This is a genomic window from Bradyrhizobium altum (assembly GCF_020889705.1).
In the GTDB taxonomy this organism is placed as follows: Bacteria; Pseudomonadota; Alphaproteobacteria; order Rhizobiales; family Xanthobacteraceae; genus Bradyrhizobium; species Bradyrhizobium altum.
Map to the genome: position 1 here is coordinate 1 of NZ_JACMYP010000071.1, position 22,413 is coordinate 22,413.

The 22,413-nt window shown below is 60.4% G+C and carries 26 protein-coding genes; 16 read left to right on the forward strand and 10 right to left on the reverse strand.

What is annotated here, in order from left to right; translation table 11 throughout:
* The 4 genes from H8B02_RS18925 to H8B02_RS18940 all read left to right on the forward strand — a co-directional run.
* The coding region (locus H8B02_RS18925) for an SDR family oxidoreductase (RefSeq protein ID WP_229167615.1) at positions 1 to 1,023 on the forward strand (1,023 nt) is incomplete at its 5' end.
* Positions 1,024 to 1,057: 34 nt separating this feature from the next.
* Positions 1,058 to 1,840 carry a cyclase family protein gene (locus H8B02_RS18930; RefSeq protein ID WP_229167616.1) on the forward strand — a complete coding sequence of 261 codons (783 nt, stop codon included), beginning with the start codon at positions 1,058 to 1,060 and terminating at the stop codon, positions 1,838 to 1,840.
* Positions 1,841 to 1,897: 57 nt separating this feature from the next.
* On the forward strand, positions 1,898 to 3,055 hold the full coding sequence (locus H8B02_RS18935) for an ABC transporter substrate-binding protein (protein ID WP_229167617.1): 1,158 nt from the start codon (positions 1,898 to 1,900) through the stop codon (positions 3,053 to 3,055).
* A 27-nt stretch (positions 3,056 to 3,082) separates the two neighbouring features.
* A complete protein-coding gene (locus tag H8B02_RS18940; protein WP_229167618.1) occupies positions 3,083 to 3,292 on the forward strand; it encodes a hypothetical protein in 210 nt (69 codons plus the stop codon).
* On the opposite strand, the gene H8B02_RS18945 is transcribed toward H8B02_RS18940, so the two are convergent.
* The 7 genes from H8B02_RS18945 to H8B02_RS18975 all read right to left on the reverse strand — a co-directional run bounded on the left by H8B02_RS18945 (position 3,267) and on the right by H8B02_RS18975 (position 10,065).
* Positions 3,267 to 3,773, reverse strand: coding sequence for a MarR family winged helix-turn-helix transcriptional regulator (locus H8B02_RS18945; protein ID WP_229167619.1), 507 nt, complete (start codon positions 3,771 to 3,773; stop codon positions 3,267 to 3,269). The genes H8B02_RS18940 and H8B02_RS18945 overlap by 26 nt on opposite strands.
* 637 nt (positions 3,774 to 4,410) lie before the next feature.
* The gene (locus tag H8B02_RS18950; RefSeq protein ID WP_229167620.1) at positions 4,411 to 4,686 is read right to left on the reverse strand and encodes a hypothetical protein; all 276 of its coding nucleotides are present in this window, start codon (positions 4,684 to 4,686) and stop codon (positions 4,411 to 4,413) included.
* Between the two features lie 399 nt (positions 4,687 to 5,085).
* The gene (locus tag H8B02_RS18955) at positions 5,086 to 5,745 is read right to left on the reverse strand and encodes a hypothetical protein (protein WP_229167621.1); all 660 of its coding nucleotides are present in this window, start codon (positions 5,743 to 5,745) and stop codon (positions 5,086 to 5,088) included.
* A gap of 114 nt (positions 5,746 to 5,859) precedes the next feature.
* The gene (locus H8B02_RS18960; protein WP_229167622.1) at positions 5,860 to 7,164 is read right to left on the reverse strand and encodes an ABC transporter substrate-binding protein; all 1,305 of its coding nucleotides are present in this window, start codon (positions 7,162 to 7,164) and stop codon (positions 5,860 to 5,862) included.
* A 17-nt stretch (positions 7,165 to 7,181) separates the two neighbouring features.
* Positions 7,182 to 8,180, reverse strand: coding sequence for a helix-turn-helix transcriptional regulator (locus H8B02_RS18965; RefSeq protein ID WP_229167623.1), 999 nt, complete (start codon positions 8,178 to 8,180; stop codon positions 7,182 to 7,184).
* A 168-nt stretch (positions 8,181 to 8,348) separates the two neighbouring features.
* On the reverse strand, positions 8,349 to 9,344 hold the full coding sequence (locus H8B02_RS18970; RefSeq protein WP_229167624.1) for an AraC family transcriptional regulator: 996 nt from the start codon (positions 9,342 to 9,344) through the stop codon (positions 8,349 to 8,351).
* A gap of 259 nt (positions 9,345 to 9,603) precedes the next feature.
* On the reverse strand, positions 9,604 to 10,065 hold the full coding sequence (locus H8B02_RS18975; protein ID WP_229167625.1) for a DUF2721 domain-containing protein: 462 nt from the start codon (positions 10,063 to 10,065) through the stop codon (positions 9,604 to 9,606).
* A 370-nt stretch (positions 10,066 to 10,435) separates the two neighbouring features.
* Here H8B02_RS18975 and H8B02_RS18980 point away from each other — a divergent pair, with 370 nt between their 5' ends.
* The 12 genes from H8B02_RS18980 (at position 10,436) to H8B02_RS19035 (ending at position 18,181) form a co-directional block, all read left to right on the forward strand.
* The gene (locus tag H8B02_RS18980) at positions 10,436 to 10,936 is read left to right on the forward strand and encodes a DUF992 domain-containing protein (protein ID WP_229167626.1); all 501 of its coding nucleotides are present in this window, start codon (positions 10,436 to 10,438) and stop codon (positions 10,934 to 10,936) included.
* Between the two features lie 131 nt (positions 10,937 to 11,067).
* Positions 11,068 to 11,370 carry a hypothetical protein gene (locus H8B02_RS18985; RefSeq protein ID WP_229167627.1) on the forward strand — a complete coding sequence of 101 codons (303 nt, stop codon included), beginning with the start codon at positions 11,068 to 11,070 and terminating at the stop codon, positions 11,368 to 11,370.
* Positions 11,371 to 11,535: 165 nt separating this feature from the next.
* On the forward strand, positions 11,536 to 11,829 hold the full coding sequence (locus tag H8B02_RS18990; RefSeq protein ID WP_229167628.1) for a hypothetical protein: 294 nt from the start codon (positions 11,536 to 11,538) through the stop codon (positions 11,827 to 11,829).
* Between the two features lie 82 nt (positions 11,830 to 11,911).
* Positions 11,912 to 12,631 (forward strand): outer membrane protein, encoded by a 720-nt coding sequence (locus H8B02_RS18995; protein WP_229167629.1) that lies wholly within the window; start codon positions 11,912 to 11,914, stop codon positions 12,629 to 12,631.
* Positions 12,632 to 12,645: 14 nt separating this feature from the next.
* Entirely contained in the window at positions 12,646 to 13,386 is a 741-nt protein-coding gene (locus tag H8B02_RS19000; RefSeq protein WP_229167630.1) for a DUF2092 domain-containing protein, read from the forward strand.
* Between the two features lie 43 nt (positions 13,387 to 13,429).
* Positions 13,430 to 13,735 carry a hypothetical protein gene (locus H8B02_RS19005; RefSeq protein ID WP_229167631.1) on the forward strand — a complete coding sequence of 102 codons (306 nt, stop codon included), beginning with the start codon at positions 13,430 to 13,432 and terminating at the stop codon, positions 13,733 to 13,735.
* 177 nt (positions 13,736 to 13,912) lie between these two features.
* Positions 13,913 to 14,266 carry an HdeA/HdeB family chaperone gene (locus H8B02_RS19010; protein WP_229167632.1) on the forward strand — a complete coding sequence of 118 codons (354 nt, stop codon included), beginning with the start codon at positions 13,913 to 13,915 and terminating at the stop codon, positions 14,264 to 14,266.
* Positions 14,267 to 14,379: 113 nt separating this feature from the next.
* Entirely contained in the window at positions 14,380 to 15,339 is a 960-nt protein-coding gene (locus H8B02_RS19015; protein WP_229167633.1) for a helix-turn-helix domain-containing protein, read from the forward strand.
* Positions 15,340 to 15,467: 128 nt separating this feature from the next.
* Positions 15,468 to 16,217 (forward strand): outer membrane protein, encoded by a 750-nt coding sequence (locus tag H8B02_RS19020; protein ID WP_229167634.1) that lies wholly within the window; start codon positions 15,468 to 15,470, stop codon positions 16,215 to 16,217.
* Between the two features lie 82 nt (positions 16,218 to 16,299).
* Positions 16,300 to 16,959 carry a hypothetical protein gene (locus tag H8B02_RS19025; protein ID WP_376711681.1) on the forward strand — a complete coding sequence of 220 codons (660 nt, stop codon included), beginning with the start codon at positions 16,300 to 16,302 and terminating at the stop codon, positions 16,957 to 16,959.
* A gap of 182 nt (positions 16,960 to 17,141) precedes the next feature.
* Positions 17,142 to 17,498: an HlyD family secretion protein gene (locus H8B02_RS19030; RefSeq protein WP_229167635.1), complete on the forward strand. Its 357-nt coding sequence runs from the start codon at positions 17,142 to 17,144 to the stop codon at positions 17,496 to 17,498.
* A 122-nt stretch (positions 17,499 to 17,620) separates the two neighbouring features.
* On the forward strand, positions 17,621 to 18,181 hold the full coding sequence (locus H8B02_RS19035; protein ID WP_229167636.1) for an HlyD family secretion protein: 561 nt from the start codon (positions 17,621 to 17,623) through the stop codon (positions 18,179 to 18,181).
* A gap of 412 nt (positions 18,182 to 18,593) precedes the next feature.
* On the opposite strand, the gene H8B02_RS19040 is transcribed toward H8B02_RS19035, so the two are convergent.
* The 3 genes from H8B02_RS19040 to H8B02_RS19050 all read right to left on the reverse strand — a co-directional run bounded on the left by H8B02_RS19040 (position 18,594) and on the right by H8B02_RS19050 (position 22,338).
* Complete coding sequence (locus tag H8B02_RS19040) at positions 18,594 to 19,286, reverse strand: hypothetical protein (protein WP_229167637.1); 693 nt, start codon at positions 19,284 to 19,286, stop codon at positions 18,594 to 18,596.
* A gap of 67 nt (positions 19,287 to 19,353) precedes the next feature.
* On the reverse strand, positions 19,354 to 20,787 hold the full coding sequence (locus tag H8B02_RS19045; RefSeq protein WP_229167651.1) for a DUF1254 domain-containing protein: 1,434 nt from the start codon (positions 20,785 to 20,787) through the stop codon (positions 19,354 to 19,356).
* Positions 20,788 to 22,200: 1,413 nt separating this feature from the next.
* On the reverse strand, positions 22,201 to 22,338 hold the full coding sequence (locus tag H8B02_RS19050) for a hypothetical protein (RefSeq protein ID WP_229167638.1): 138 nt from the start codon (positions 22,336 to 22,338) through the stop codon (positions 22,201 to 22,203).
* Positions 22,339 to 22,413: the final 75 nt, after the last annotated feature.

Consider the following 22,413-nt stretch of genomic DNA (forward strand, 5'->3'; position numbering starts at 1 on the left):
GATGCGCCGCGCCGCGGCGCGCTGCTGGCCGAAACGACGGCGCGCGTGCCGAGCGACGTTTATTTCCGCGAGCGGGCGCCGTGGCGCATCGGTCTCGTCAAGATGGACTGCGGTCCGACGATGGTGGCGCATCTGCATGCCGACTGCGTCGAAGGGGCGCCCGTCCTCATGTCGTTTCAGCTCGACAAGAGCGGTCAGGCGGTGGCCTTTGCCCGACCCGAGGGGGAGACTCCCAACATGGCAGACGACAGGCAGTGGCGGGAAATGACGGCTGATCCGAAATTCCGGCGTGTGCTCGTAACCAACGGCCGCGGCGTGATCGGCCAGGAGGCCGTTGCAGCGCTGAAGGCCGCGGGCGCGAAGACGGTGTTCGTCGGCGTTGCCGAACCGTGGCGGCCGTTTGCCGGCGAGCAGCTGTTGCGCGGACAGCAAGGGATCGAGGTCGTCACGCTCGACGCGGCCGACGAAAAGTCTGCGACCGATCTCGCGGCCGACATCGGCGGCAAGGTCGATATCCTCGTCAACACGACGGAATATGTGCGGCCCGGCGGCCTCCTCGACCGCAGGGGCACGAGCATCGCGCGGGACGAGATCGACCAGGCCTATCTCGGCTTCATCAACCTCGCGCAGGCCTTCGGTCCCGCGATGCGGATGCGGGGGGCGGATGGCGTCAACAACAGTGCCGCCTGGGTCAATATCCTGTCGGTCTATGCGCTGGCGAACTGGCCCGCTTTCGGCGCCTACTCGGCATCGCAGGCCGCCTGCCTGTCGCTGTCGCATTGTCTGCGCGCGGAACTCAGGCCCGGCGGTGTCAAGGTTCTGAACCTGTTCACGGGGCCGGTCGATACCGAGTGGTTCCAGACCGTGCCGCCGCCCAAGGTCGCGCCGCGCGCTCTCGCGCAGGCAATCGTGTCCGGCCTCCGCGGCGGGCTCGAGGAGATCTATGTCGGAGACGTTGCCGAGGAAATCAGGCAGCGTCTCACCGCCAATCCGAAAGCGCTCGAGCGCGAGCTCGACAGATAAGATCAGGGTTTCAACCAAGCAGGAGGACGTGACGATGCAAAGCAAGAATCTCCTGGAGCTCGCAGGTGCGATCTCGTCCGGCGCGGTGCGCGTCGTCGATCTGACCTTCACGCTCAGTCCGGATTTTCCGGTCATCGTGCTGCCGCCGGAGTTTGGCCAGGCAGCTCCCGTCCGGATCCAGGAGATTTCGCGATATGACGGTCGCGGTCCGGCCTGGTACTGGAACAACGTGACGTTCGGCGAGCACACCGGCACGCATTTCGATGCGCCGATTCACTGGTTCACCGGCAAGGACCTGCCGAACAACGCCGTCGATACAATGCCTGCCAAGGACATGATCGCTCCGGCGTGCGTGATCGACTGCTCGGCCGGGGCAGCGCAGGATCCGGATTTCCTGCTGACCGTTCCGCTCGTCGAAGCCTGGGAGGCGAAGCACGGACGGATTCCCGAGCGGCACTGGGTTCTGCTGCGCACCGACTGGTCGAAGAAGGGCTGGCGCGACTACGCCAACCTCAGGGATGACGGCGCGCACACGCCGGGTCCGAATCCGGCCGTGATGAAATGGCTGGTGGAGGAGCGCGGCATCATCGGCTTCGGCACCGAGACGATCGGCACCGACGCGGGGCAGGCCGGCCATTTCGAGCCGCCTTATCCGGCGCATCACTTCCTGCACGGCGCCGGCCGGTATGGCCTTCAGTGTCTCTGCAATCTCGATCAGCTTCCCGCCACCGGCGCCATCATTGTGGCTTCGCCCTTGAAGATCCAGAACGGTTCCGGCAGCCCGCTGCGCGTGATCGCGTTGGTGTCGGCAGACTGAAGCGAGCGGATGGCGCTTGCCCGATAGAATAAACGCAAATCAAGAAAGACAGGTGCCATGATCTCTATCAAGACCCTGCTGGCTTCTGCCGCGCTGCTTGTCGCCGTTCCGCAGGTCGGGCAGGCGGAGATCCTCGTCGGATTCGTCACCGGCCTCAGCGGGCCGGTGTCGTCAATCGGGATTCCGAATGCAAAAGGATTAGCGGCGGGCGAAGCCCATATCGGCGAAGTCGGCGGTGAGAAGCTCCGCGTCATTCAACTTGACGACGGCTCCGATCCCACGGCGTCGGCGCGTAATGCGCGCAAGCTCGTCGAGCAGGAGAAGGTCGACATCCTCATCGGCACGTCGGGTGCGCCGCAGACGCTGGCGATGGCGACAGCCGCGATCGAGATGAAGATTCCAATGATCGCGGTGTCGCCGATCGCGGCGGTGCCGCCCGGCGATGGCGGGCCTTGGGTCGTGCAGACGCCGCAACCGACGCCGCTTCTCGTTCAGGGCATTGTCGACCACATGAAGGCGCGAGGGTTGAAGACCGTCGCATTCATCGGCTTCTCGGATGCCTTCGGCGACCTCATGTACGATTCGCTGTCGCAGAGCGCCAAGGCGGCCGACATCAAGGTGATCGCCAACGAGCGATACGCCCGATCGGATTCGTCGGTGACCGCCCAGGTGCTGCGCGCGTTGGCGGCTCGCCCCGACGCCATCATGCTTGGCGGCACGGGAACGCCGGGTGCGCTGCCGGTGATCGCCTTGTCCGAGCGTGGATACAAGGGGCCGCTCTACGGCAATCATGGACTCATCAGTGCCGATTTCCTGCGGCTCGCCGGTAAGGCCGCCAACGGAATTATTTGCCCGACCGGGCCGGTGACCGCGGCCGAGCAGCTGCCAGCCAGCAATCCGATCCAGAAGGTCGCCTTGGCGTTCCGCGCGACCTTCGAGAAGGCGAATGGCGAGGCGCCGACCGACTCGTTCTCGTCCTATTCCTTTGACGGCTGGCTGGTGTTCGTCGATGCGGCCAAGCGCGCGATGGCGACCGGCGCCAAGCCGGGCTCGCCGGAATTCCGCGTCGCGCTTCGCGAGGCGCTGTTCACCACCAAGGAACTGGCCGGGACCCAGGGCGTCTACTCCTACACGCCGGCGGATCGCCACGGCGTCGATGCGCGTGCGCGGATCCTGGTTCAGATCGAGGACGGCAAGTACAAGCTGCTGCCGTGATTGAGCGGTATTGCGTCGGAGTGCAACGTGCAGGCCAACAGCGGCAAGCCGATGGAAGAGGGCATCGCGCCGCCGGCCTGGGCGCGTGCGGTCGATTTGTTTTCGCCGTCGGACAGGAAGAAGGGTACGCTGCGCAATGCGGGTGTGACGGCGGATACGTGGGATCGTGAAGCGGTCGGCATTCGGGTTCGACGCCAGCCACGGCTTCGGGTCATGGTTTCTGCATCGCGTCCCTGACGACGCCCTTGAGCTCGTCGAGCTCGCCGGTCAATCCTTCGAGCCGGTCAGCCGGGAATCCCGCCAGCAGCTCCGCCAGCCATGAGCCATGGCTCTTCGCCATGCGCCTGAAGGCCTTGCGGCCCTCGACGGTCATGCAAACGATCTGCACGCGACGATCGAGGTTAGAGGGCGTGCGCGTGATGTAGCCGTCCTCGACCAGGCGATCGACGATGGGTGTGAGGTTTCCGGCGGAGACCATCAGGCGCTTCGGCAGCTCGCCCAGCACCAGTCCACTCGGCTCGCGGTCAAGCTGGGCCAGCACGTCGAAGCGCGGCATGGTGAAATCGAATTCCTCGCGGAACCGGCGCCGCAGCTCGCCCTCGATCAGGGTTGTGCAGGCAAGCAGCCGAAGCCAAAGCCGTGTCTGAGCCCGGTACTCGGCCTCCTGATCAACCCCGCTCTTGGGCGAAACAGGTGGGGACTCCTTCGCGACTGCCAAATCAAATCTCCTGCGGCATCCGGGGCCGCTGAACACGGCGACCTCGATGTCGCCCACAAGATAGTTCGTGCCAAAAGTAAATTCAAGGCTCGTTCAACGCGCACCGAAGCTGCTTGCCGATCTACAATTTTGCGGAGCTTTGAGTGGTGAACAACTATCCCCATGGTTGTCCAATGGGCGCCTCGGTGATCTTTTGGTCTGTATTGATACTTTAGACTTAAAATAAATCCGCGGCCTCTGCCGTGGGATTGAACGAGCCCGCGGCAAACGACGCCGCGGTTCCTCTCGTGTACCCTTCCGTGTTGACCGCGACGGTGCAGCCTGAGGCGACTTGCGAGCGGAACCGCCGTACGCGCCCACGTCCTAGCGTAGCTGCGCTTGAGTCCAAGACGTACTCGGCCCGGTGGGTCTAACTGACAGCAACGAAAGATCGTCGGGTAGCAGTTTGTCGTCCGGCTCGACGACAACGCGGGCGGCATCGGGGGCGAGGCGCATACATGGCGGCGGTCCGGCCGAATGGTCGTGGGTTGGCGGGATCGCCGCCGCGGTCGAACGCGGTAATTGACGCCGATACAATAACTCATCGGCTAGTTCTTGCTGGCTCCAGACCCCGCACAATTGGTCAGAATGGGCGAGCCTAAAAGTCTGGACCAAATGCGTCATTGTTGAACTGGGCTGAAGCCTCGTCGTTGTCCATGCTGTTGATGAGGTTCTGCTCGGAGTTCGTAAAGCCACCTGCCGAGGGTGCATTTGACGGCAGCGCACCATAACTGGCGAGATATTTGTTCATCGCGGCCACGCTGCCGACATACGCACAGCTACATCCGGCGGGATCCGCGTAGACGTAGTAGGGGCGTCCGCCCGTTTGCCGTGGCTGGAATTGATTGGGCGGGAATGACATCAGCCGGTTCATCTTCTCCGGCGGTCGTGGCGGCAATGGGATTAAACCCCGACGATATCAATAATTGGCCCATTGATTGCTGAGGGTAGCCGGGAGCAACCGAGTACAACAGGACGAGAAAAGCGATTGGGAAGATGCCTGCACCAGCACGTGCAGACTGAAGGCTCATCATTTTCCTCCAAGTTCAGTTAAGGCGTACCCGGCTTCAAGTTCGAAATCTCGCTTCGCCATCAGCCAACTGTCGCATTCATAGTGATCGAATTCGGCCAATTGCGCGGAAGCAACCATGCGTCGCTCGAGCAGCGCGCGTGTGAATACGAGGCGTGACTACGAGCGCGTCAAAAGCGAACTGCAGGCTTGATGTATGATCCGTGCCAGGCGGCAGCTACGTGCCGCCCGGCATGGACGCGCTCAATAACAAGGAGGATAGGGATAATAGCCGCAATAGGGCCGGGCGTAGACGGCTCCGACGGCGGCAGCTCCAACAGCAGCGGCTCCGGCGTACATCGCGCCCCGGTATGCGGTGCGCCGCGCGACGCCCGCAAAGGAAAGCGGTGTAAAGGGGCGGCCGATGATATCGATGAAGATCGAGGCTGCGCCGTCGGCACCGGTGAGATCACCTTCGAGTGTCTGGACGGTGAAGACCAGCTTGTCCCCATCCAGCTTCGGGTTTTTCAGGACGACCACGGCATCCCTTACGGAGCCGTCCTTGCTGTTGAAAGCCGAAACAGTCGCGTTCGGAGGATCGTTGGCAAAGCTGTCCTTGCCCGTGGCCCAGTCGGCGATGATGTCAGCCGTGAGTTGGTGGCCGGCGGCGCGCACAGGCCGGTCTGCAAATATGATCGAGTTCGGCGTGATCCCGGTGAGAACAAGGCTGTCACCCTGCAATGTTGCCCCCCGGGAATTGAGTACGATGAGCGATGGCACAATCTGAGCATGTGCAGCAGAGGGCGTGCCGATCGTCTTCAGGTTTCCGTTGGGCGCGCTTTGAGCCAGCGCGGTCCTTGCGGCGAGCAGTAACGTCGCCGCCAGCAATGCCATGCAAATCTGCACGCCGTTCTTGTTGCGCATCTCGTTCTCCCGTGCGATCAGCCGGAGCCTTCCGGCAGGTTGGATCATGTGCGGACCGTAGACAGCACCTGGGAGGCCGCCTATGCAAAATCGGCAGGAATGAACGCAGATCGGTTATGGCGCTTTCAGCATGGGCCGGCGCGCATGTATGAGGTTCTCAACCCTGTTGGCGGCAACGTTCAACGTCGCCATGTCCGCTGCATCCTTGTCACCATCCGCAGCTTTAAGGCGCTGGTTGCTCAAGATGTCGTCAATCCGGTTTTCTATTTCGGACAATTCGTCTTCGCGCTCCGCCTTGCGAACGCGACGAGCCAAGGCATAGAGCGAGTCGAGCGCCACTTCATCCGGTTTCGATGTCCGCAGGTCGATGAACCGCCAGGCCGCCGCGAGAATCGAGACCAATCCGCCAAGGATCATCGGCGTCAGGTAGATCGCATTGCTCCATTCGTCCAAAAAGCTCTGTTGGGTGCCATTGAAGTACTCTGCCGCACCCGCATGGACCGGCAGGAAGGCGTCGGGGTCCGTGTCGGGAGCGGTGACCTGCGCCAGCAGCGGCAATTCGCGGATGAGGTCGCGCCGCGCGGCGAGGAGCGATCGCGTCAGGTCGGCAATGGTGTCGGGATTGAGCTTCTTTTGCGCGACCAAGTAGAATGACACACGCAACGTCGTCAGGTCGTCGCTCGGAAGCGGCGGCGCACCACGTAGCGTGCCCTTCGGTACATCGAAGCTTTCATAGGCGCGATGGCTATCCGCAATCGCCCCGGCCGATTCGATGGGAATGAGCACCGGCTGGGACTTCGCACTTTGCGGGAAGAGGCTGCGCGTCAGCGCTAGGTATTTTTCGGTCAGGGGAAGCACAAGCAGAAGTGCGTCGACGCTCCTTGAGGCGATAGCGCGGCGTACGTCAGGCGCTGGGATATCCTTGAAGGTGACCTTCGCGTGATCGAGATCATATTCCTGACGCAGCGCGTCGACCACGGTTCTGTTGGTCTCTCCGCCGACCACGCCGACGCTGTGGCCTTTCAGGCTCGGCACATCAGTCAGCGACGAACCAGGAGGGGCCAAAACCAGCACAACGGCGTGGGTAAGCACGAGGACGGCCTGGGCCTGCGACAGGTCACCGACGTCGCCACGGACGACGGCGAGATCGACTTTGCCCGATGAGAAGGCCCTGGCAGCTTCGAGCGTGCCCGGCTGCCTGACGATCCGCAGCCTTACCGGCGCCCCTGTCGCGGTCAGCCGATCAGCGATGGCGGACAGGATCTTGTCAGATTCGCCATCAAGCGATCCGACGGCGACTGTCAGCGAGACCGGACGGACATACCAGAGATAGGCGAACAGCCCGGCGCCAATGGCCAGCAGGAAGACGCCGCTCACCATTACGATACGTAGCCAGGCCGGCATTTTGATTGCTGTCATCGAGCAGCTCTCCGAACTCAGCTAGCGTTGCGCTGAAGCGTCGTCAACGGCGCTTCTCCGAAAGCGGCACGGTAAGTCGCGGCAAAGCGTCCGAGCTCAAAGAATTGATGCTCCCGCGCGATGCTGGCGACGCTTGCCGTGGAAGGGTCGGCGTGCCGCAACGCGGCACGGGCGTTGTTCAGCCTGCGCAACAGCAGGTATCGCATCGGGCTGACGCCGAGAAGCTCGCGACAGCACATCCGCAATGTGCGTTCGGCTACGCCGATTTCGGCACAAAGATCAGGCAGCGTGACCTTCCGGCCGACAGATTTGCGTAGAGCTGTTTCGAAGCGGGCCATCAAAGCGGTGTGATTGGAGCGCGTCCTGGAACGGTCTTCCGTCCCGTCGCTGGCCAAGCAATGGACTATAGCGTGAAGCATGTCCTGTTCGAGCGCTCTCGCCACTTCGGGCTGCTCAATCAGTTTGCCTGCGGGAGTCGCCAGGTGGCAAGCGTGTCGGAACAGGTGCTGAAAACGGGACAAGTCGGCGCCGATAGGGTGGAGCAGTCTGGTGGCGTGCGGAGGCAGGATCGGGTGGCCGGTCAATGCCGCACCACTGTTTGCGAGTTGATCCAGGGGCAGGGATATCAGGCCCCATTGGCATTTTTCGCCCGATCGCTGATGCATCTGCAGGCCTGGGCCATGAAAGGCGATCTGGTCACTTTGGAAAGCAAACCCGTCGCATTCCAGTCTCGTCCGGCCAACTGGAAAGGACAAAAAGACCCTGTCGGCTGCGAGCGAGATGCAGGCAATGCGCGGCAGCCATTCGCGCAACCGCATGATGACGAGATGTTCCAGTTTCAGCCGCAGCAACTCCGCTTCGAAATCTCCGGGACCTGTCATCATGAGATTGACGCCGGCGTCACCAAATCCGGCTTCGTAGGCTCCGGGATCGTCAAACCTTGAGATGGAGTGTTCAGCCATATCCTCTTGTCCCATCGGACGGGCGAATTGCTCTTGCGACCCTTCAATGCCCATGGGCCTCTTCGATGAGGCACCATCAGGCAATGGATAGGGTTCGACTATGCAATTCCGGCGCCGTGAGACGAAATGGCGCGCTTCAGCACGCGCGGAAGGACATTTCGAGCAAAAGCCGCGCTACGCAAATCGACCGGTCGATTTGCGTTGGTTTAGGCAAAGGCTGCGCTAGTGAAGGCGTCCCATGATAATTTCGGTCGGCAGCGTCGTGGGACGATTGAGATGGATATCGGGATCCTGCGCGGGTCGTCGCAGTGTTTCCGACGGCAACTCTCCAAACAGCTGGCGGTAGGCGACCGAGAAACGCCCGAGCTCCCAGAACCCGTAGTCGGTCACGATGCGGGTAACGGTGGCTTTGGATGCGTCAGCGCGCAGCAGCGCGCGCCGGACCAGATGCATTCTTCGCAAGGCGAGATAACGGATCGGGGCCATGCCGAGATGTTCTTCGCAAGCCGACCGCAGCGTCCGCTCGGAAACGCCAGTCGCAGCGCAAAGTTCAGTCAGATAGATGGCTCGGTCCGGATTTGCGGCCAGATGATCCTCGAGCCGCGCGATGATCGCATTGTGGCGACGCCTGCTGGCGGTAGTCACGATGCCGGCGCCTTCCGCAAGGCATCGAACCATCAGATGAGACAATTGTTGTTCGAACCCGCGACGCAGCTCCGGCGATTCCAGCGCACCCGGTGTCGTGTGGGCTAACTCGCCGACGGTCTGGTGTACCTTCAACAGGCGTGACATCAACTCGGGGTGGGGCCGAATCACGCTGGTTGTCAACTTTTCTAGAAAGTCAGCTCCGATGACGGTCGCGAGGGTTGCATTCATATCCTCCTCGGAGAGAGACATCCCACCATGGCGATGGTTGGCGCCGGAACGCTTATGCGACACGTCGAACTTGTCGATGATGATATCACCCGGCGAGACGTCCATGCCGCAGTGTTGAATTGAAGGGCCTTCCGATTGCGTCAGAAAGCTGATGGATCTGCGGCCCGGCCGGACGGCAAGCGTGTTAACTTGAGGCAGATTTACCTCGTATCGACTCATCCAAAGCCGGTTCAATCCAATCTGCTCTATCTTTAGATCAAACTCACCACGCTTTGTCGGAAATACGTTGAGCTCGCATCCTTGAACGGCACTCGGGCAAAGCAGCGGATCTTCGATCCTCATCGTTCTAATCCAAAACACTTCGGATGCTCCCGCAACATTTCGATTTGTTAGAGAGATCGTTTGGAAGGTAACGCCGTCTCCAAGAATAAGCTACGATCCAACATCACATACAACTTCTGATCAATGTGGCAAAAGGGCCGGCTTTTGTCGAGAGCCGCCGCATCCAGTCACCGATCGATTTCGGCTATCGCGGGGGATCATGGATGGTCCGCCGTCGACCAACCGAGGTCGGGCACTGGAATCTTAAAGCGGCCCGTGGCTATGCATTTGATGCCTTGGGCCGGTTTGGGCTCTGTTTGCGGTGGCTGAGGTCATGCAGCGAAAGGCGCGCCTCGCGCACCAAGTCCACCAGCGAGAGCGTGAAGAAGCTCAGCGCAATAACAAAGAGCAGGGCGACCCCGTACTCATGCCGAAACTGGAAGAAGCTGCAGACAAACGCCAGGATCACCAGCAGCGAGGTGACGATAGCGCTGATCGTCGCAAGAACGATCGCTTTGTTCAAAAGCGCGGCCCGGCGCTTGAGATGCTGCAAGTCGGGGTGGGCTTCGGAAATGTCGTCGTCGATTGTGGCGTGCAGTGCCTGTAGCCGGTCGACGATGCGGTTCATCCGTCCGATCAGAACCGAGACGAAAGCTGCAACTGCGCCAAGGAGAAATGCTGGTGCCGTCACTTGCGAAATGACCTGGGACAGGTGCGCGGCAGTCGGTGTGTCGATCAGCATCTGGATGCCTTCCTTCGCAAGCCAGGTATGCGCGCCGGGATTCTCTGACGCAGCAGGGACGAAGTGCCCGGATTGAAGACCGGCTAGCGCGCGCTTTCAAGGATCGACTATGCAATTTCGGCAGAGCAGCCGCGGCCTGGCCGCAAATTCTCACCAGCCTCGTCGTTTCCAGCCTGTGGCCGGGCCGCGCAAAGCTGCTCGGCCCAGGCCTTTCACCCGTCGTTGGACCGTCAAGGGCGCACCCTTTTTTGCTCACGGAGAGTTCGTAGTGCCGATTTTGCATAGTCTCGGCTTCGCGCATGCTGCTCTATGAAAATCAGAAGGCGGTTCAGGATCAGGCGCCTGCCCGCAATCAATGAGGTTTTGCGAGATGATCGGGAAGCGAACGCACGTACAGATTCTGGCTGTCCTCGGCGCCGTCTGCGTTTGGTCCGGCTCTGTGTCGTCCGCAGGCTCCCAACAGGCGTCGTGGACCCAGATCGGCATGTTGGCATGCAAGGTCGATCCCAGCATCGGGTTTGTTGTATTTGGCCATCAATCAATGTCGTGTCGCTTTACACAAGATCCGCCGTTTCCGATTCAATTCTATGAAGGCGCCCTCAACACCGTCGGAATCGATATCGGCGTCTCGGCTGGAGGCGCACTCGCCTGGGCGGTGCTTGCCCCGACGGCGGGCCCTCCGGTCGGAGCTCTCGCCGGCGAATATGTCGGGGCGTCAGGTGACATCGGCCTCGGCTTAGGCGCCGGGGTCAATGTCCTTGTCGGTGGCTCGGGGCGGTCATTTGCGTTGCAGCCCGTTTCGGTGGAGGGGGCGATTGCCATCAATGTCACCGTCGGCGTTTCCGGGCTCCAACTACGTCCGATCTATTGAGGCGCTGCCGTCCGACCGCCATTTGTCGCGACCGGATGGGGCGCGGTTCGAGTCGGTGGTGCCGAAAGCGCAGGGCGGGAGCGAGCCGGCAGAGATAGGTGGCCCACAGGGACAACAAATCGGAAGACCCAGTGCCAACCGACCAGCCGAAGACATGGTACGTATCGTTCGAGGTGCCGAAAAAGGTGCGCAAGACATCTGCGCAACGGCGTCCGAGACAAAGTGAAAGCTTTTCGACCGAGCTCGACGCCAAAAGGCTTGCTCGCCAGAAGTTCGAGCAAGGATACATCGTGTCCGCGGGCACCATTAATCCCTGCACACCGCGACGGGCAATATCTTCGACGCTCATTCACCATTGGTTTGCGGAAACCTCCGAGCCGCCATTTGTCGAGCCGGCCTCATTCGAGGACACCAAAGAGGCTGATTTGGCGTAGGAGCCGCCGCGATGCGGCGTCCTATGCATTGGCAGATTTTGCATAGACCGTTCCGGCGGATTGCCGATATCGTTCCAGCAAGTTCGAGGAAGGCGTCTTTTAGGTGATCGCGAAGTTGGGGCGCGGAACGCTCGCCATTGCGTTCGTTTCCTGAGAGTGGCCGCTTTGATTTTTTTCTCCAGCGGAATTGCTCGTGCTGGCAACGATGATCCGTGGAAGACGCCGCTGTATTTCGCGCGCAACGGGGCTGCCCGTTGCCATGATGACATACGGCAAGTTGAACAAGGCCAAGAGCGCTCGGTCGCCGTTCAACAGCACTGGATTGTCAGAATCTGCATATTCGTCGATCCGCAAGCCTTGCGCCGAGAGGCCATTCGCGAGGGCGGGTCGGAGGTCAACATTGATGGCGCGATGCTTTTGTTGCGGCAACTTCGCCACAAGCTGAGAAATTGGATGTAGGCGTCAGAATCTGCATAGCGGGTTGCGCACATTCGATGCGATTTGATGCTGCATGATTTTCTTCAATCAATCGGGTGGGCCAATGAACAAGATGGGAAAGTTTGCAACTGCGATCGCTGCTTCGGCAATAGTGGGCGGCTACGCAGCTGCGGCGGATTTGCCGCCGGCGCCTGCCTACAAGGCGCCGGCTCCGGTTGCCGCCGTCTACAACTGGACGGGATTCTATGTTGGCGGCAACGCCGGTTATGGCTGGGGCAACCAGGACCCGCTGGTGCTGTTCTCCAACAGGTTCGATCGCGCCAGTTTCAACATCAGCGGCGGCATGATTGGCGGCACGTTTGGCGCGCAGATTCAGCAGGGATATGTGGTGCTCGGCCTGGAAGGTGATTTGGACTGGGCTGACATCAACGGCTCGTCCGTCGTAGCACCCAGCATTCTTGGCGTCGGGCGGGGCGTCACGCTGAACACGTCGTCGAGCATCAGCGCGCTGGCAACGGTGAGGGCGCGGGTCGGTATCGCTATGGACAACGTGTTGCTCTATGCCACCGGCGGCGGAGCCTTCGTCAAGTCGACCGCCAGCGCATCGACCGTCGCCGGCGTACCCTGCGGCACGCTCGGTGTCCTGCCGGATTGTTCGGGCTCGTCCTGGCGTCCGGGCATCTCCGCAGGTCTTGGCGTGGAATATGGCTTCACGCCGAACTGGTCCGTGAAGGCCGAATATCTTTACACGAAGGTCGTCGGCACCGGAGTCAGCACGGATGACCTGAATATCCTGCGTGGCGGCATCAACTATCGATTCTGAGCGGAGTTGCATCGATGGTCTTACTCGGCTTCATTCGGCGCATTTTCGCGCCCGGCGTAGTTCTTTGCGCGGCTTTCTTGGCCGGCGGCGCTCAGGCGCAGGACGATGACGCCGTGCCCATCCTGAAAAAAATGTCCGCCTATATTGGCGGTCAGCCGACCATCCAGGCAACTTTCGATACGGATATCGAAGTCGTCACAGACGATCTGCAAAAGATTCAGTTTGCGAGTTCGGGGCAGGTGATGCTCAGCCGCCCCGACAAGCTGCGTGCCAGCCGGACGGGAGGCTACGCGGACGTCGAGCTGGTCTTCGACGGCAAGAAGGTGACGGTCTTCGGAAAGTATCTCGCCGCCTATTCTCAGGCGGATTTTTCCGGCAGTGTGGACCAGCTGATCGACAAGATGCGTTCCGAGTTCGGCGTCGAGGCCCCGGGTACCGACTTGCTGCTGTCGCGGTCATTCGATGAGCTGATGACGGGCGCATATGATGCCAAACACATTGGTCGCGGCGTCATCGACGGAGTCGAGTGCGAGCATCTCGCCTTCCGCTCGTCCGATACGGACTGGCAGATATGGATCGAGGCTGGGGCCAATCCAATCCCCCGCAAGTTCGTCATCACCAGCAAGTCGGTGACCGGAGCGCCTCAATACACTCTGAGGATCAAGGATTGGAATACGAACAGCCAGCCGCCGGCCGATGCCTTCGCCTTCAGCCTGCGGCTGAAGCGAAGCAGGTGGTTTTCGGCTCGCTTGTGAACATCGATGAAGTTCCGCCGGGATCGTCTCAGGGAGGAAAGAAATGATATCGCCTGTCACCAGGTCCCTGCAGCTTGCAGGCGTAGTGGCCGCCGTGATTGCCGGCCTGTTCGCGAGCGACAAGGCGTTCGTTGACCGCGGCTCCTTTGTTACCCAGGCTCATGCAATCATCGGGCGGCCCTTGACACCCCTGAGCTACGCCGGCGTCGCGAGACGCACGACGAGGCGAGCGGTGACGGCAGGCGCCGTCGCCGCGGGGGCAGCCGCCGTGGCCGCGCCGGTTGTCGTTGCACCCGCATGCGTCCAGGCGGTCGACGCGTATGGCCGCATTTATATGCGCTGCCCCTAATCCACCGGACTGCACGGTGCACCGCTTCGACCATCCGATAGCGTTGCACCGATCCTGATCGCGTGCCGGACCGATGGTTTCAGCCCGGATGCCGGTCGCTCGCCAAGGCCGCCCGGATTCTGAAAGCCGGATCGTCCGAAATATCTCCGCATCCGAATCTCTCCAAAAGGAGTCCCCATGCGCTCGAAACTGTTGCTTTCCGCCGCGCTGCTTGTCGCCACCATAGCGTCGGTCAAGGCCCAGGTGCCGCTGTCGTCCTATGTCGATGCGAATGGATTCATTGACGTTCAGAAGCTGACCTGCGCGCAACTCGCGGGGACCTACCAGGAAGACGCCGACGCGCTGACAGCCTGGTACAGCGGGTGGTACAACGGCCTTGCCAAGAAGCATTTCCTCGACCTGCGCAAGGGTAAGCTCACGGAGCACGAAGTCATCGTCTACTGCAAGGCCAATCCCGAAAAACTCATCATCGATGCCATTGCTGTCGTGTTCAAAGCGGAGCGAGAGATGATGGGCATCCAGATGAAGTAGATTGTCTGCGAGCGAGTTGCTCGCCTGCTGCGGACCGATCCGCTTGTGCAGTTTGGCGATCCGCAGGAACTCCCTCTACGTCACCTGGGCTGTCGCTCTGACGGGGCGTGACCTTGGATTTGAATGATTTCGGGCAATACACCGACGCCATTCAGGGCGCGACGGTGACATTTCTGAAATCCGCCCCATCCTCGCACCGTTGGGGGGTGAGGCATCTCACATTGAATCGCACGATCCTTCAATTCGGCGCCGATGGCGGCCCGGGGATCGTCCATGGCGTCACTGAGCCGACTTTTGCGACGCTGATCATGCAGTCGTCCAACTTCGACGATCGCGTCCTGCTCGATGGCGCGCCTTGCCAGGCATCGGACCTGGTCATTTTCCCTCCGGATTGTCACTTCACCTTTGTTCGTTCCGGTCACGTCGAATGGGTAGCGTGGTCGCTGCCGAGGGAAGAGAGTATCGCGAGGAAGATCCTCCCCGCCGCCACAAATCAGGATTCGCCGAAGACCGCCAAGCATCTCGTCCGGCTGCCAGAGCCGATCGCATCGAGACTGATCAAAGCATCGAGGCAGGCTCTGCGTTCCATCTGCAATTGCGTTCCCGCTGACCGGCCCACCCTGGCCCGGGATGTGGAGCGCGCCTTGATGGATGAGCTGGCTTACGTTTGGGACAATCGCTTGAGCGAAACTGTCCTGCCTAACAAGCACACCGTCTCGTCCGAGAGAATCGTTCTGGAGGCACTTCAATTCGTACGGGCACGGTCGACGGAATTCATCAACATCACGGATATCGTGAAAGTCACCAAGGTGGAGTACCGAACCTTGCTGCGCGCTTTCGAGCGCTATCTCGGCTACTCGCCAAAGCACTATCTGAAGCTGCGGCAGTTAAACCTGGTTTACCATGAGATCCGTCGCGAGAATGGCGCATCCGCCAGAACCGCCGATATCCTGGCGGCCCATGGCGTCACTGAATTCGGCAGGTTTGCCGGCCAATACCGTTCGCTGTTCGGCGAGTTGCCATCCGAGACACATCGTCGGCTTCGCGCATTGGAGTCCGGAAATTCGCTGTGAATTCGGAATGGTGTTTTGGTGCAACACCGCGGTGAAATGGTCGGTAGTGACAGTTTCTGCATACCAACTGAGCTGGGGCCGATGGCAAATGGCTCACCTGCTCTCCACATTCGATGAGGTTTACAACGATGAATAAAATTAGCTTGCTTGCCGCGGTGGCGGTGATGTCCGTCTCGTTTACAGGTATTGCAAAGGCCGCTGACCTTCCGCAGCGGCCGGCCTACAAGGCGGCTCCGATCGCGGCGCCGATGATGTACAACTGGTCCGGCTTCTATCTCGGTGCGAACGGCGGATATGGCTGGAGCAACCAGTGCGTCGACCTCACCGCCATCAACGGAATTGGCGGCGTTTTCGCGGAAGGCTGCAATAGCAAAGGCGGCGGCATCATCGGTGGCCAGTTTGGCTATCGTTGGCAGGCCGGACAATTGGTGTACGGTCTGGAAGCGCAAGGCGACTGGGCCAACATCCGCAACACGCGCATCAGTGCGCAGGATCCGACCCGCACCTACAAGTCGACCCTCGCCGGCTTGGGCCTCTTCACGGCTCAACTTGGCTACGCGGCCAACGAGGCCTTGTTCTACGTCAAGGGCGGTGGCGCGGTTGGTCGCCAGGACTTTGCGATCCTCGACAACGTGACCGGAACGGGCCTCGCTTTTGCGAATCGGACCCGCTGGGGTGGCGTCGTGGGTGTTGGCTTCGAGTACGGCTTCTCTCCGAATTGGACGGTCGGCATCGAGTACGACTATCTGTGGCGGGTGAACGAGAGCAATACCTTCCAGACGCCGTCATTGGGGCGCATCGCGTCGATCACCACCAACACCAAGACGGACGCGAACCTGCTCGCGCTTCGCATCAACTACAAGTTCGGTGGTTACTAATGAAGAGAGGAGGCCGGTCGATTCAGCCGGCCTCCATTCTTCATGATTGTCGAATCTTGCTGTTCTAATTCTGGAGTAGATCATGCTGTCAAATGCGATGAGAGTGGTTGCTTGTCTTGGTATGCTCGCGGCGGTTTCAAACATTGCTCTGGCGCAGGACCAGGCACAGCAGCCGCCGCTAAAGACGATCGGGGCCACCAAACCTCAGGTCGTTCCATCGCTCATTGTCTTCAACTCCAGAGGCGCGAACATGCAACCCGGCAAGCTGGTTCTCACCGGCATCGCGCCAAATGCGATCATTTTTGCGGATCGACCGGTTCGCTCGGCCGGCCATGATCTGACCAGTCATGTTGTGGAAGATTGGGGAACCGGCAGCGACAATTTTGCAAAGAATCCGCCTAACGCCACGGTGTCCGTATTCCAGAAGGACGGCAGCACCGTGCGCGATGTCGTCGTCACCTTGAAAAATCCCAAGCTCGAAGGCGACAATCTTGCCTTCGATGTCGACATTCTCGAAGGTGACATCAAGGGCGCAGAGGGGCCTGCCTCTGTCTTTATCGACATCATCGGCCTACCCTTTACGCCGCTTTCATTCGCGGGCGTTGCGCGACGTACCGCCTATCGGGGTGCGTATTATGCGGGAGCGGCCGCGGCGGCCGGCGCTGCGGCTGCTTACGTGTACCACCCGTATTACTATCGGCCGCCGGTTTGCGGATACTATCCCTATCCTCCATGCTACTAGCGGAATTGCGCCTCTCTCGAGCGTATCGGCGGCCGCGAATTGGTGCGCAGGTGTTCGCAGAACCAGTTCAATCGGGACATCAATGTCGTGTCATCCAGATCTCGCCGGAACTGCATAGTCCGATCGGTTCCTTCATGCTTCAATGAGCAAAATGCGATCACTGGCGATCCGGTTGCAGTGTCGTGCTCATCATTCTTTGCCTCTATCTCATTGCGGTCTGGATAGTTTTCCGCAAGTTCAAGCTGATGCGCTGGGGATGGGCATCCGGCACCGCTACTGTCCTCATTGGCGCCTTCATCCTTGCGACGTTCCTGGCGCTCTTTGACTATCTCACGCCGTCGGGAAGCTTCGTTATCGTTTCCCGCGTCGCGGAGATCACGCCCAATGTCTCCGGCGAGGTGATCGAGATCCCGGTCAAGCCGAACAAACCCGTGAAAGCCGGCGCCGTGCTGTTTCGTATTGATCCGGCGCCGTTCCAGTACAAGGTCAACCAGCTCGAAGTTCGTTCGCCCAGGCGCGCCAGCAGGTCAAGCAACTGACGGCCAACTACGGGCAGGCGACGGCGAATGTCGAGGGGCTGAGTAAGCAGCTCGCCTATCACATCCAGCGGCTTGCCGATTACCGCAAGCTGGTCGGCGAGGACGCCCAGACCGACTTTCGCTTGCAAGACGTCCAGGTGCAGTACGAGACAGTGGACTTCCAGCTCCAGGCGGCCAAGGCGGCGCAGCTGAGTGCGCGGTTGGCCATGGACTCGGAGATAGGCGGCGTCAACACGACCGTCGCGCAAGTCCAGGCCCAGCTCGACAATGCCAAATGGGAGCTCGAGCAAACGACAATCCATGCGATCGGCGATGGCCCAGTTACGGTGATGGCGCTCGCCGTCGGCGACCGTGCCATGCAAGCGCGTGCGGTGATGTCGTACATCCTCGAGGGCGATATTGTCATCGCGGGCATGTTCTCGCCGCAACGGCTTCAAGACCATCAAGCCCGCGCGCGGGTCAAGCTCGTGTTCGACGACGACCCCGGCTGCATCCACCAAGCCACTGTCATGACCATCCCGCAAGGTGTGGGGCAGGGCCAGATCGCGGTCTCGGGCAGTTGGCGCGGGTCGGCTCGATCGGCGGCGCTAAGCTCTATCCGGCGGTCATTTCCATCCCGAAGACCATCGACCGCAGCCAGCCCAGGCTCGGGATGCCGGCACCGCCACCGCGTTCGCGGATAATGCCGGCGTCATCGGCTTGCTCATGTCGATCCTGGTCTGGATCAGCTCATATACGGCATATCTTTGACAATCTTTCGCGCGGATCACGCCGACGCCGGCTTGTCCTCGGTGCTCGGGATGCGGTACGTGAGGGTACAAATTTGTAGGTCGGAGCGTTCAATGCCTGCAACCTGTCGCCTGCGGTTCATCCTTCCGATCAGAACCGAGACGAAAGCTGCAACCGCGCAAAGAGAAAATTGGGCGCCAAGTTACCGTCTCCCGCGACCGTCGCACCCATCCAACGGCCGTGGTCAAGGCACCCTCGAGCCGCTTAGCGGATGCGAAGTTGCGTCCCGAATCCGGCAAGCCCGCGGTCGATACATGCATGCGGGCTCACCGTGAGTTTTGATCGGCCAAACCGTCGTTCGCGTTGTTAGCCTGCGCCCGACACGGACTTCGCGCGCAGCACCATCTCGTCGAACGTTGGCAGCGGCTTGATCAGCGGCCTGAGCCTCTGCTCTGCCTGTGTCGTTGTAACAACATCGGCCGGATCGAGCTTGACGATATCCGCCTTGTCCGGATCAGGTTCCCACACGTCTTCGCCGATAAGCCGGCCTCGGTCGTCATATGGCCAAATCATCTCCAGGAAGTTCGAGTAAAGATACATCGAATTCTCATCGGGCTCGACTGCCTTTCGGGCGAGTACCCGCTTGACCACCGCTTCAGCGAGAAAGCCCGGAAGGTAAGAAGTTGCTTTGTTCAGCGCCAGGGCCGATCCAGAAACCTGTTGGGAGAAGATCGAGGTGGAGGCAACAAAGTTGTCCGCGACCGCGATCTGCTCGTTCTCTGTATAGAAGATCGACTGGTTGGTGTCCGCCCACGTTCGGTAGAGGTTCTTGACGGCGTCCTGTCCAACCAGCTTCACATGGTTTCCGCCTGCGTGGACGTGATAGGCGGGGTTTTCGGACATCATCTCGGGAGCGAATATCTCCTCGTAGCGCCCGGCGATTTCCAGATATCGATGGCGGTGGTAAGCCATCAGGAGGAATCGATGCCGCGGAGTCGTCGTCGTCTCCAACAGTCGCTCGATCGCGATGTTTGTCTTTGTGACGTCGTGCTTGATCATCGCTGTTCTCCGCTCCAAATGCGAACGCTCCTGTCAGGAACCAACCGCCGCCATCGCCGTTCGGCGCTTACGCGCCGACCTTCTTCACTTCAGGGATTGTCCACGTCCCGTCGAGGATCGATGGGGCGTTTTCGCTTGGCCAGTACATCCGCAGCATGAGGATGAACTTGCCGGCTGGCGCGGGCAGCCAGTTCGATTCCTTGTCCGCGCCCGGCGAGTCTTTCTGGATATAGAGGTCGATCGACCCGTCCGGATTCGATTTCAGATTCTGCCGCGGGCTGATCGAATAGCGATTGATGGGATTGGCCACGAAGAAATACCCGGCGTCGTACATCGTGATCGACCAGAAGCCATCGGCCGGCGGGGTGTGCCCCTTGTCGAAATGGATGACGTATTTGTTGGCTCCGTCATAGGCGTCGTCGCGGGCGTCCTTGAGCGAGGTCGGATAAACCGCATCCTGCGGCCGGTTGGCACCAAGCCCGATGGCGGTAATAAGCGCCCGCATCAGATAATCCGTGCCGTAAAGGCCGGTCTTGGTGGTGAAGTTCCAGCCGTTGATGTGCTGCACGTCCTTGTTGATCTTGAATTGAAGCATAATGCGGTCGAAAGCGACTTGCGGGATGCGCTTTGCGAAGTCGGCCTTAAGCTTGCTTGCATCGAAATCCTTGCCGGGTACAAGCCCGATCTTGGCGAACCTGGCGAGCGCCGGCGCGTCGGCCGCGGCCGGCGGATTGGCCTTCATGAGCTGCGCGAGCAGCGTGAAATAGGCCACCGCATCCATGCGGTTCACCTGCTCGCGCACGGCGGTCTTCATGTCGATTGTGGGATCAACCTTGCCGGCGGGCGCCGTGTAGGTCTTGCCGTAGGCACTAAGCGGGACGAGTTTGAACTGATCCTGCTGCGCGTGCACGGCTGCATAATCTTCCGGTGTTCCCGTGCAATAGATCCGACCGAGAACCCAAACCATGCTTGTTGGGGACTTGTATTCCTTTACGCCAGCGGGAAGCGTGCCCGACCATCCCGGTCCGGTGATCGCATAGGTCTGCGCGTCCGTTCCGGTCGTGCGTTTGCCCGGCACTTGAAACACATTGGTCCAGCCATCGAGCATCGGCAACAGGAAGTAACGACCCTTCATGTTGGGAATGCTGAGGACCCATGGTTCCTTCTCGACGTCGATCCACGCCGTCGTATACAGCGTGTCGGCATTGGGAGCGGTCACATCACGGAAGGACGCATTTGGATACTCGCGCGCCCTGATAAATTGCCCCATGGGCCCGCGGTTGCCTTCCGGGGCGGCGACGTTGGTCATGATACGGCGTGTCATCTCCATCGTCACCAGCGGATAGCCGTAGACGTAGGCGTCGGTTGCCAACCAGAAGTCATCCAGCCCCTCGCCGAGGCCGGCAATGTCGCTCCAATCCGCACGTGCGGCGCCGCCAAGCGCCGCACCGGCCAAGAGACTCAATCCGCCGGTCGTTACACTGCGTCGAGTAAAGTTCATCTGAGGTCTCCAAGTTGCTCGCCCGCGGGGCATGGCGATGATAGTTCGTTCCGGGACCAGAGCGACGCTGCCTTCCCGCTGCCTTCAGTATCGCCAGTAGGCGCGCCGTTAGTTGCGCCGCGTCGTCCTGTCGAAGGTCAGGCCTTCCGTGGTCTGCACGAAGACGAATTCGGCGTCGCCCGGCTTCCGTGGCGTGGGCTGCGCCAGATTCATTGCCAGGACGATCTGCGCCTCGTCTCTAGTCGAAGGTTAGGCGACGGACCGCGCCACCGACTATGCAATTTCGGCTAAATTGACGCGTCATCTTTCCAACGCGCGGTTTTGTCGCGCGATATCGCAGCCATCGCCGAAAACAGCTGAGCAAATGTGAGTCATTTGCTATTCGGAAAAGGTGCCAACGAATACAGGCTGCCGCACGCAGAAGGTCGGAACGTGGACCTATTCCATCGATCCATTTCAGATGGATGTCGAGGATTTGGGAGACGCTGTAAAGTTGTGAGCGACCTTTGTTGACGGCCACCCGAAGGGCCTGGTCGCCACGTTGCAGAGCAATGGTATAAGGTTGGTGAGCCAGGTGTTCCGGTAGCAGCTTATGGGCTGATGTATCGGCATTCTGTGCACTGATCAGCAGAGGCTTGCTGCTGACAGAACTATCGACCGCTCCGCTTTCCAGTCCGCCATACCCGAGTGGGCTTGTGTGCCACGCCGAAGCTATGGCCCCATCTTCATTGTCGTGGCGGGCAAAAAGCAATCTCAGTCTTGGTCCCAAGGCGTTGAACGCACTATCGAAGCCGCTCGATCTTCGCTGCAAGATCGGGATAACGGCCGATCCTGTAGGTCGCATTCCGGCATGTGAGAATCCAGATCTCGTAGTCCGGCCTCGAGTGCTTTGCGTCACGCACAGCCCTCTGGGGGGTGTCGCAGGTAACTCCCTGACTGCGAATCTGGGCTGCGAGCTCATCCTTGGGTGACTCCCCGGCGGCTCTCGCAAAAGACCCGAATCCTTCCTTGGGCAGAGGCGCGCCAGCGAGGACAACAGAAAACAGAAACACGAGATATCGGCACGTTCTCATGATGCGCTCCATTTTTGGGAGTCTGCGACTCAATTCCGGTCTGACAAGCCGCCTTGATGACCGCCGCGCGAACGAGTGCAGGCCGAACAAGGCACGTTTTTCCTTCGGCGATTTTGGCAGAATCCATCCTGTGGCGCTATGCGAAAACGGCAAGGGCGGCGGGTGCAGCTGTGACGTGACGTCCAAGGCACGCTCTTGCAGGAAATGAGCGACCGGTCGCCCCGGCGCTTCCTCAATTGGAAACGGCAGCTAAGCTATTGATATCCTCAGAGGGTAGTTTCAGCCTTTGTTTCCAAATGCGCCCTGAAACCATTGAACGATCAAGCTGATCTCGATTCCGCTATTCTAGCGTCGATCCGGTCCAGATGCGCGGGGTGCGGGCCACGAGTTGGCGCGTGATCGGGTTCTTGAGGCTGTGGGCGATCTCCATGGGGTCGCCGGTTTCGCGCTTGTCGAGCGACGAGAAGATCGCCCACACTCCGTTCTCGTACGGCGCGCGGGAGACCGCGACCGCTCCTCGGGATGATCGAACTCCAGCCCGAGAATGATGCCA

What these genes read in the sequence shown, in the direction of transcription:
- H8B02_RS18930 (WP_229167616.1), top strand. Translation starts at nt 1,058, where the DNA reads ATGCAAAGCAAGAATCTCCTGGAGCTCGCAGGTGCGATCTCGTCCGGC.
- H8B02_RS18935 (WP_229167617.1), top strand. Translation starts at nt 1,898, where the DNA reads ATGATCTCTATCAAGACCCTGCTGGCTTCTGCCGCGCTGCTTGTCGCC.
- H8B02_RS18950 (WP_229167620.1), bottom strand. Translation starts at nt 4,686, where the DNA reads ATGAACCGGCTGATGTCATTCCCGCCCAATCAATTCCAGCCACGGCAA.
- H8B02_RS18955 (WP_229167621.1), bottom strand. Translation starts at nt 5,745, where the DNA reads ATGCGCAACAAGAACGGCGTGCAGATTTGCATGGCATTGCTGGCGGCG.
- H8B02_RS18960 (WP_229167622.1), bottom strand. Translation starts at nt 7,164, where the DNA reads ATGACAGCAATCAAAATGCCGGCCTGGCTACGTATCGTAATGGTGAGC.
- H8B02_RS18965 (WP_229167623.1), bottom strand. Translation starts at nt 8,180, where the DNA reads ATGGGCATTGAAGGGTCGCAAGAGCAATTCGCCCGTCCGATGGGACAA.
- H8B02_RS18970 (WP_229167624.1), bottom strand. Translation starts at nt 9,344, where the DNA reads ATGAGGATCGAAGATCCGCTGCTTTGCCCGAGTGCCGTTCAAGGATGC.
- H8B02_RS18975 (WP_229167625.1), bottom strand. Translation starts at nt 10,065, where the DNA reads ATGCTGATCGACACACCGACTGCCGCGCACCTGTCCCAGGTCATTTCG.
- H8B02_RS18980 (WP_229167626.1), top strand. Translation starts at nt 10,436, where the DNA reads ATGATCGGGAAGCGAACGCACGTACAGATTCTGGCTGTCCTCGGCGCC.
- H8B02_RS18995 (WP_229167629.1), top strand. Translation starts at nt 11,912, where the DNA reads ATGAACAAGATGGGAAAGTTTGCAACTGCGATCGCTGCTTCGGCAATA.
- H8B02_RS19000 (WP_229167630.1), top strand. Translation starts at nt 12,646, where the DNA reads ATGGTCTTACTCGGCTTCATTCGGCGCATTTTCGCGCCCGGCGTAGTT.
- H8B02_RS19005 (WP_229167631.1), top strand. Translation starts at nt 13,430, where the DNA reads ATGATATCGCCTGTCACCAGGTCCCTGCAGCTTGCAGGCGTAGTGGCC.
- H8B02_RS19010 (WP_229167632.1), top strand. Translation starts at nt 13,913, where the DNA reads ATGCGCTCGAAACTGTTGCTTTCCGCCGCGCTGCTTGTCGCCACCATA.
- H8B02_RS19020 (WP_229167634.1), top strand. Translation starts at nt 15,468, where the DNA reads ATGAATAAAATTAGCTTGCTTGCCGCGGTGGCGGTGATGTCCGTCTCG.
- H8B02_RS19025 (WP_376711681.1), top strand. Translation starts at nt 16,300, where the DNA reads ATGCTGTCAAATGCGATGAGAGTGGTTGCTTGTCTTGGTATGCTCGCG.
- H8B02_RS19040 (WP_229167637.1), bottom strand. Translation starts at nt 19,286, where the DNA reads ATGATCAAGCACGACGTCACAAAGACAAACATCGCGATCGAGCGACTG.
- H8B02_RS19045 (WP_229167651.1), bottom strand. Translation starts at nt 20,787, where the DNA reads ATGAACTTTACTCGACGCAGTGTAACGACCGGCGGATTGAGTCTCTTG.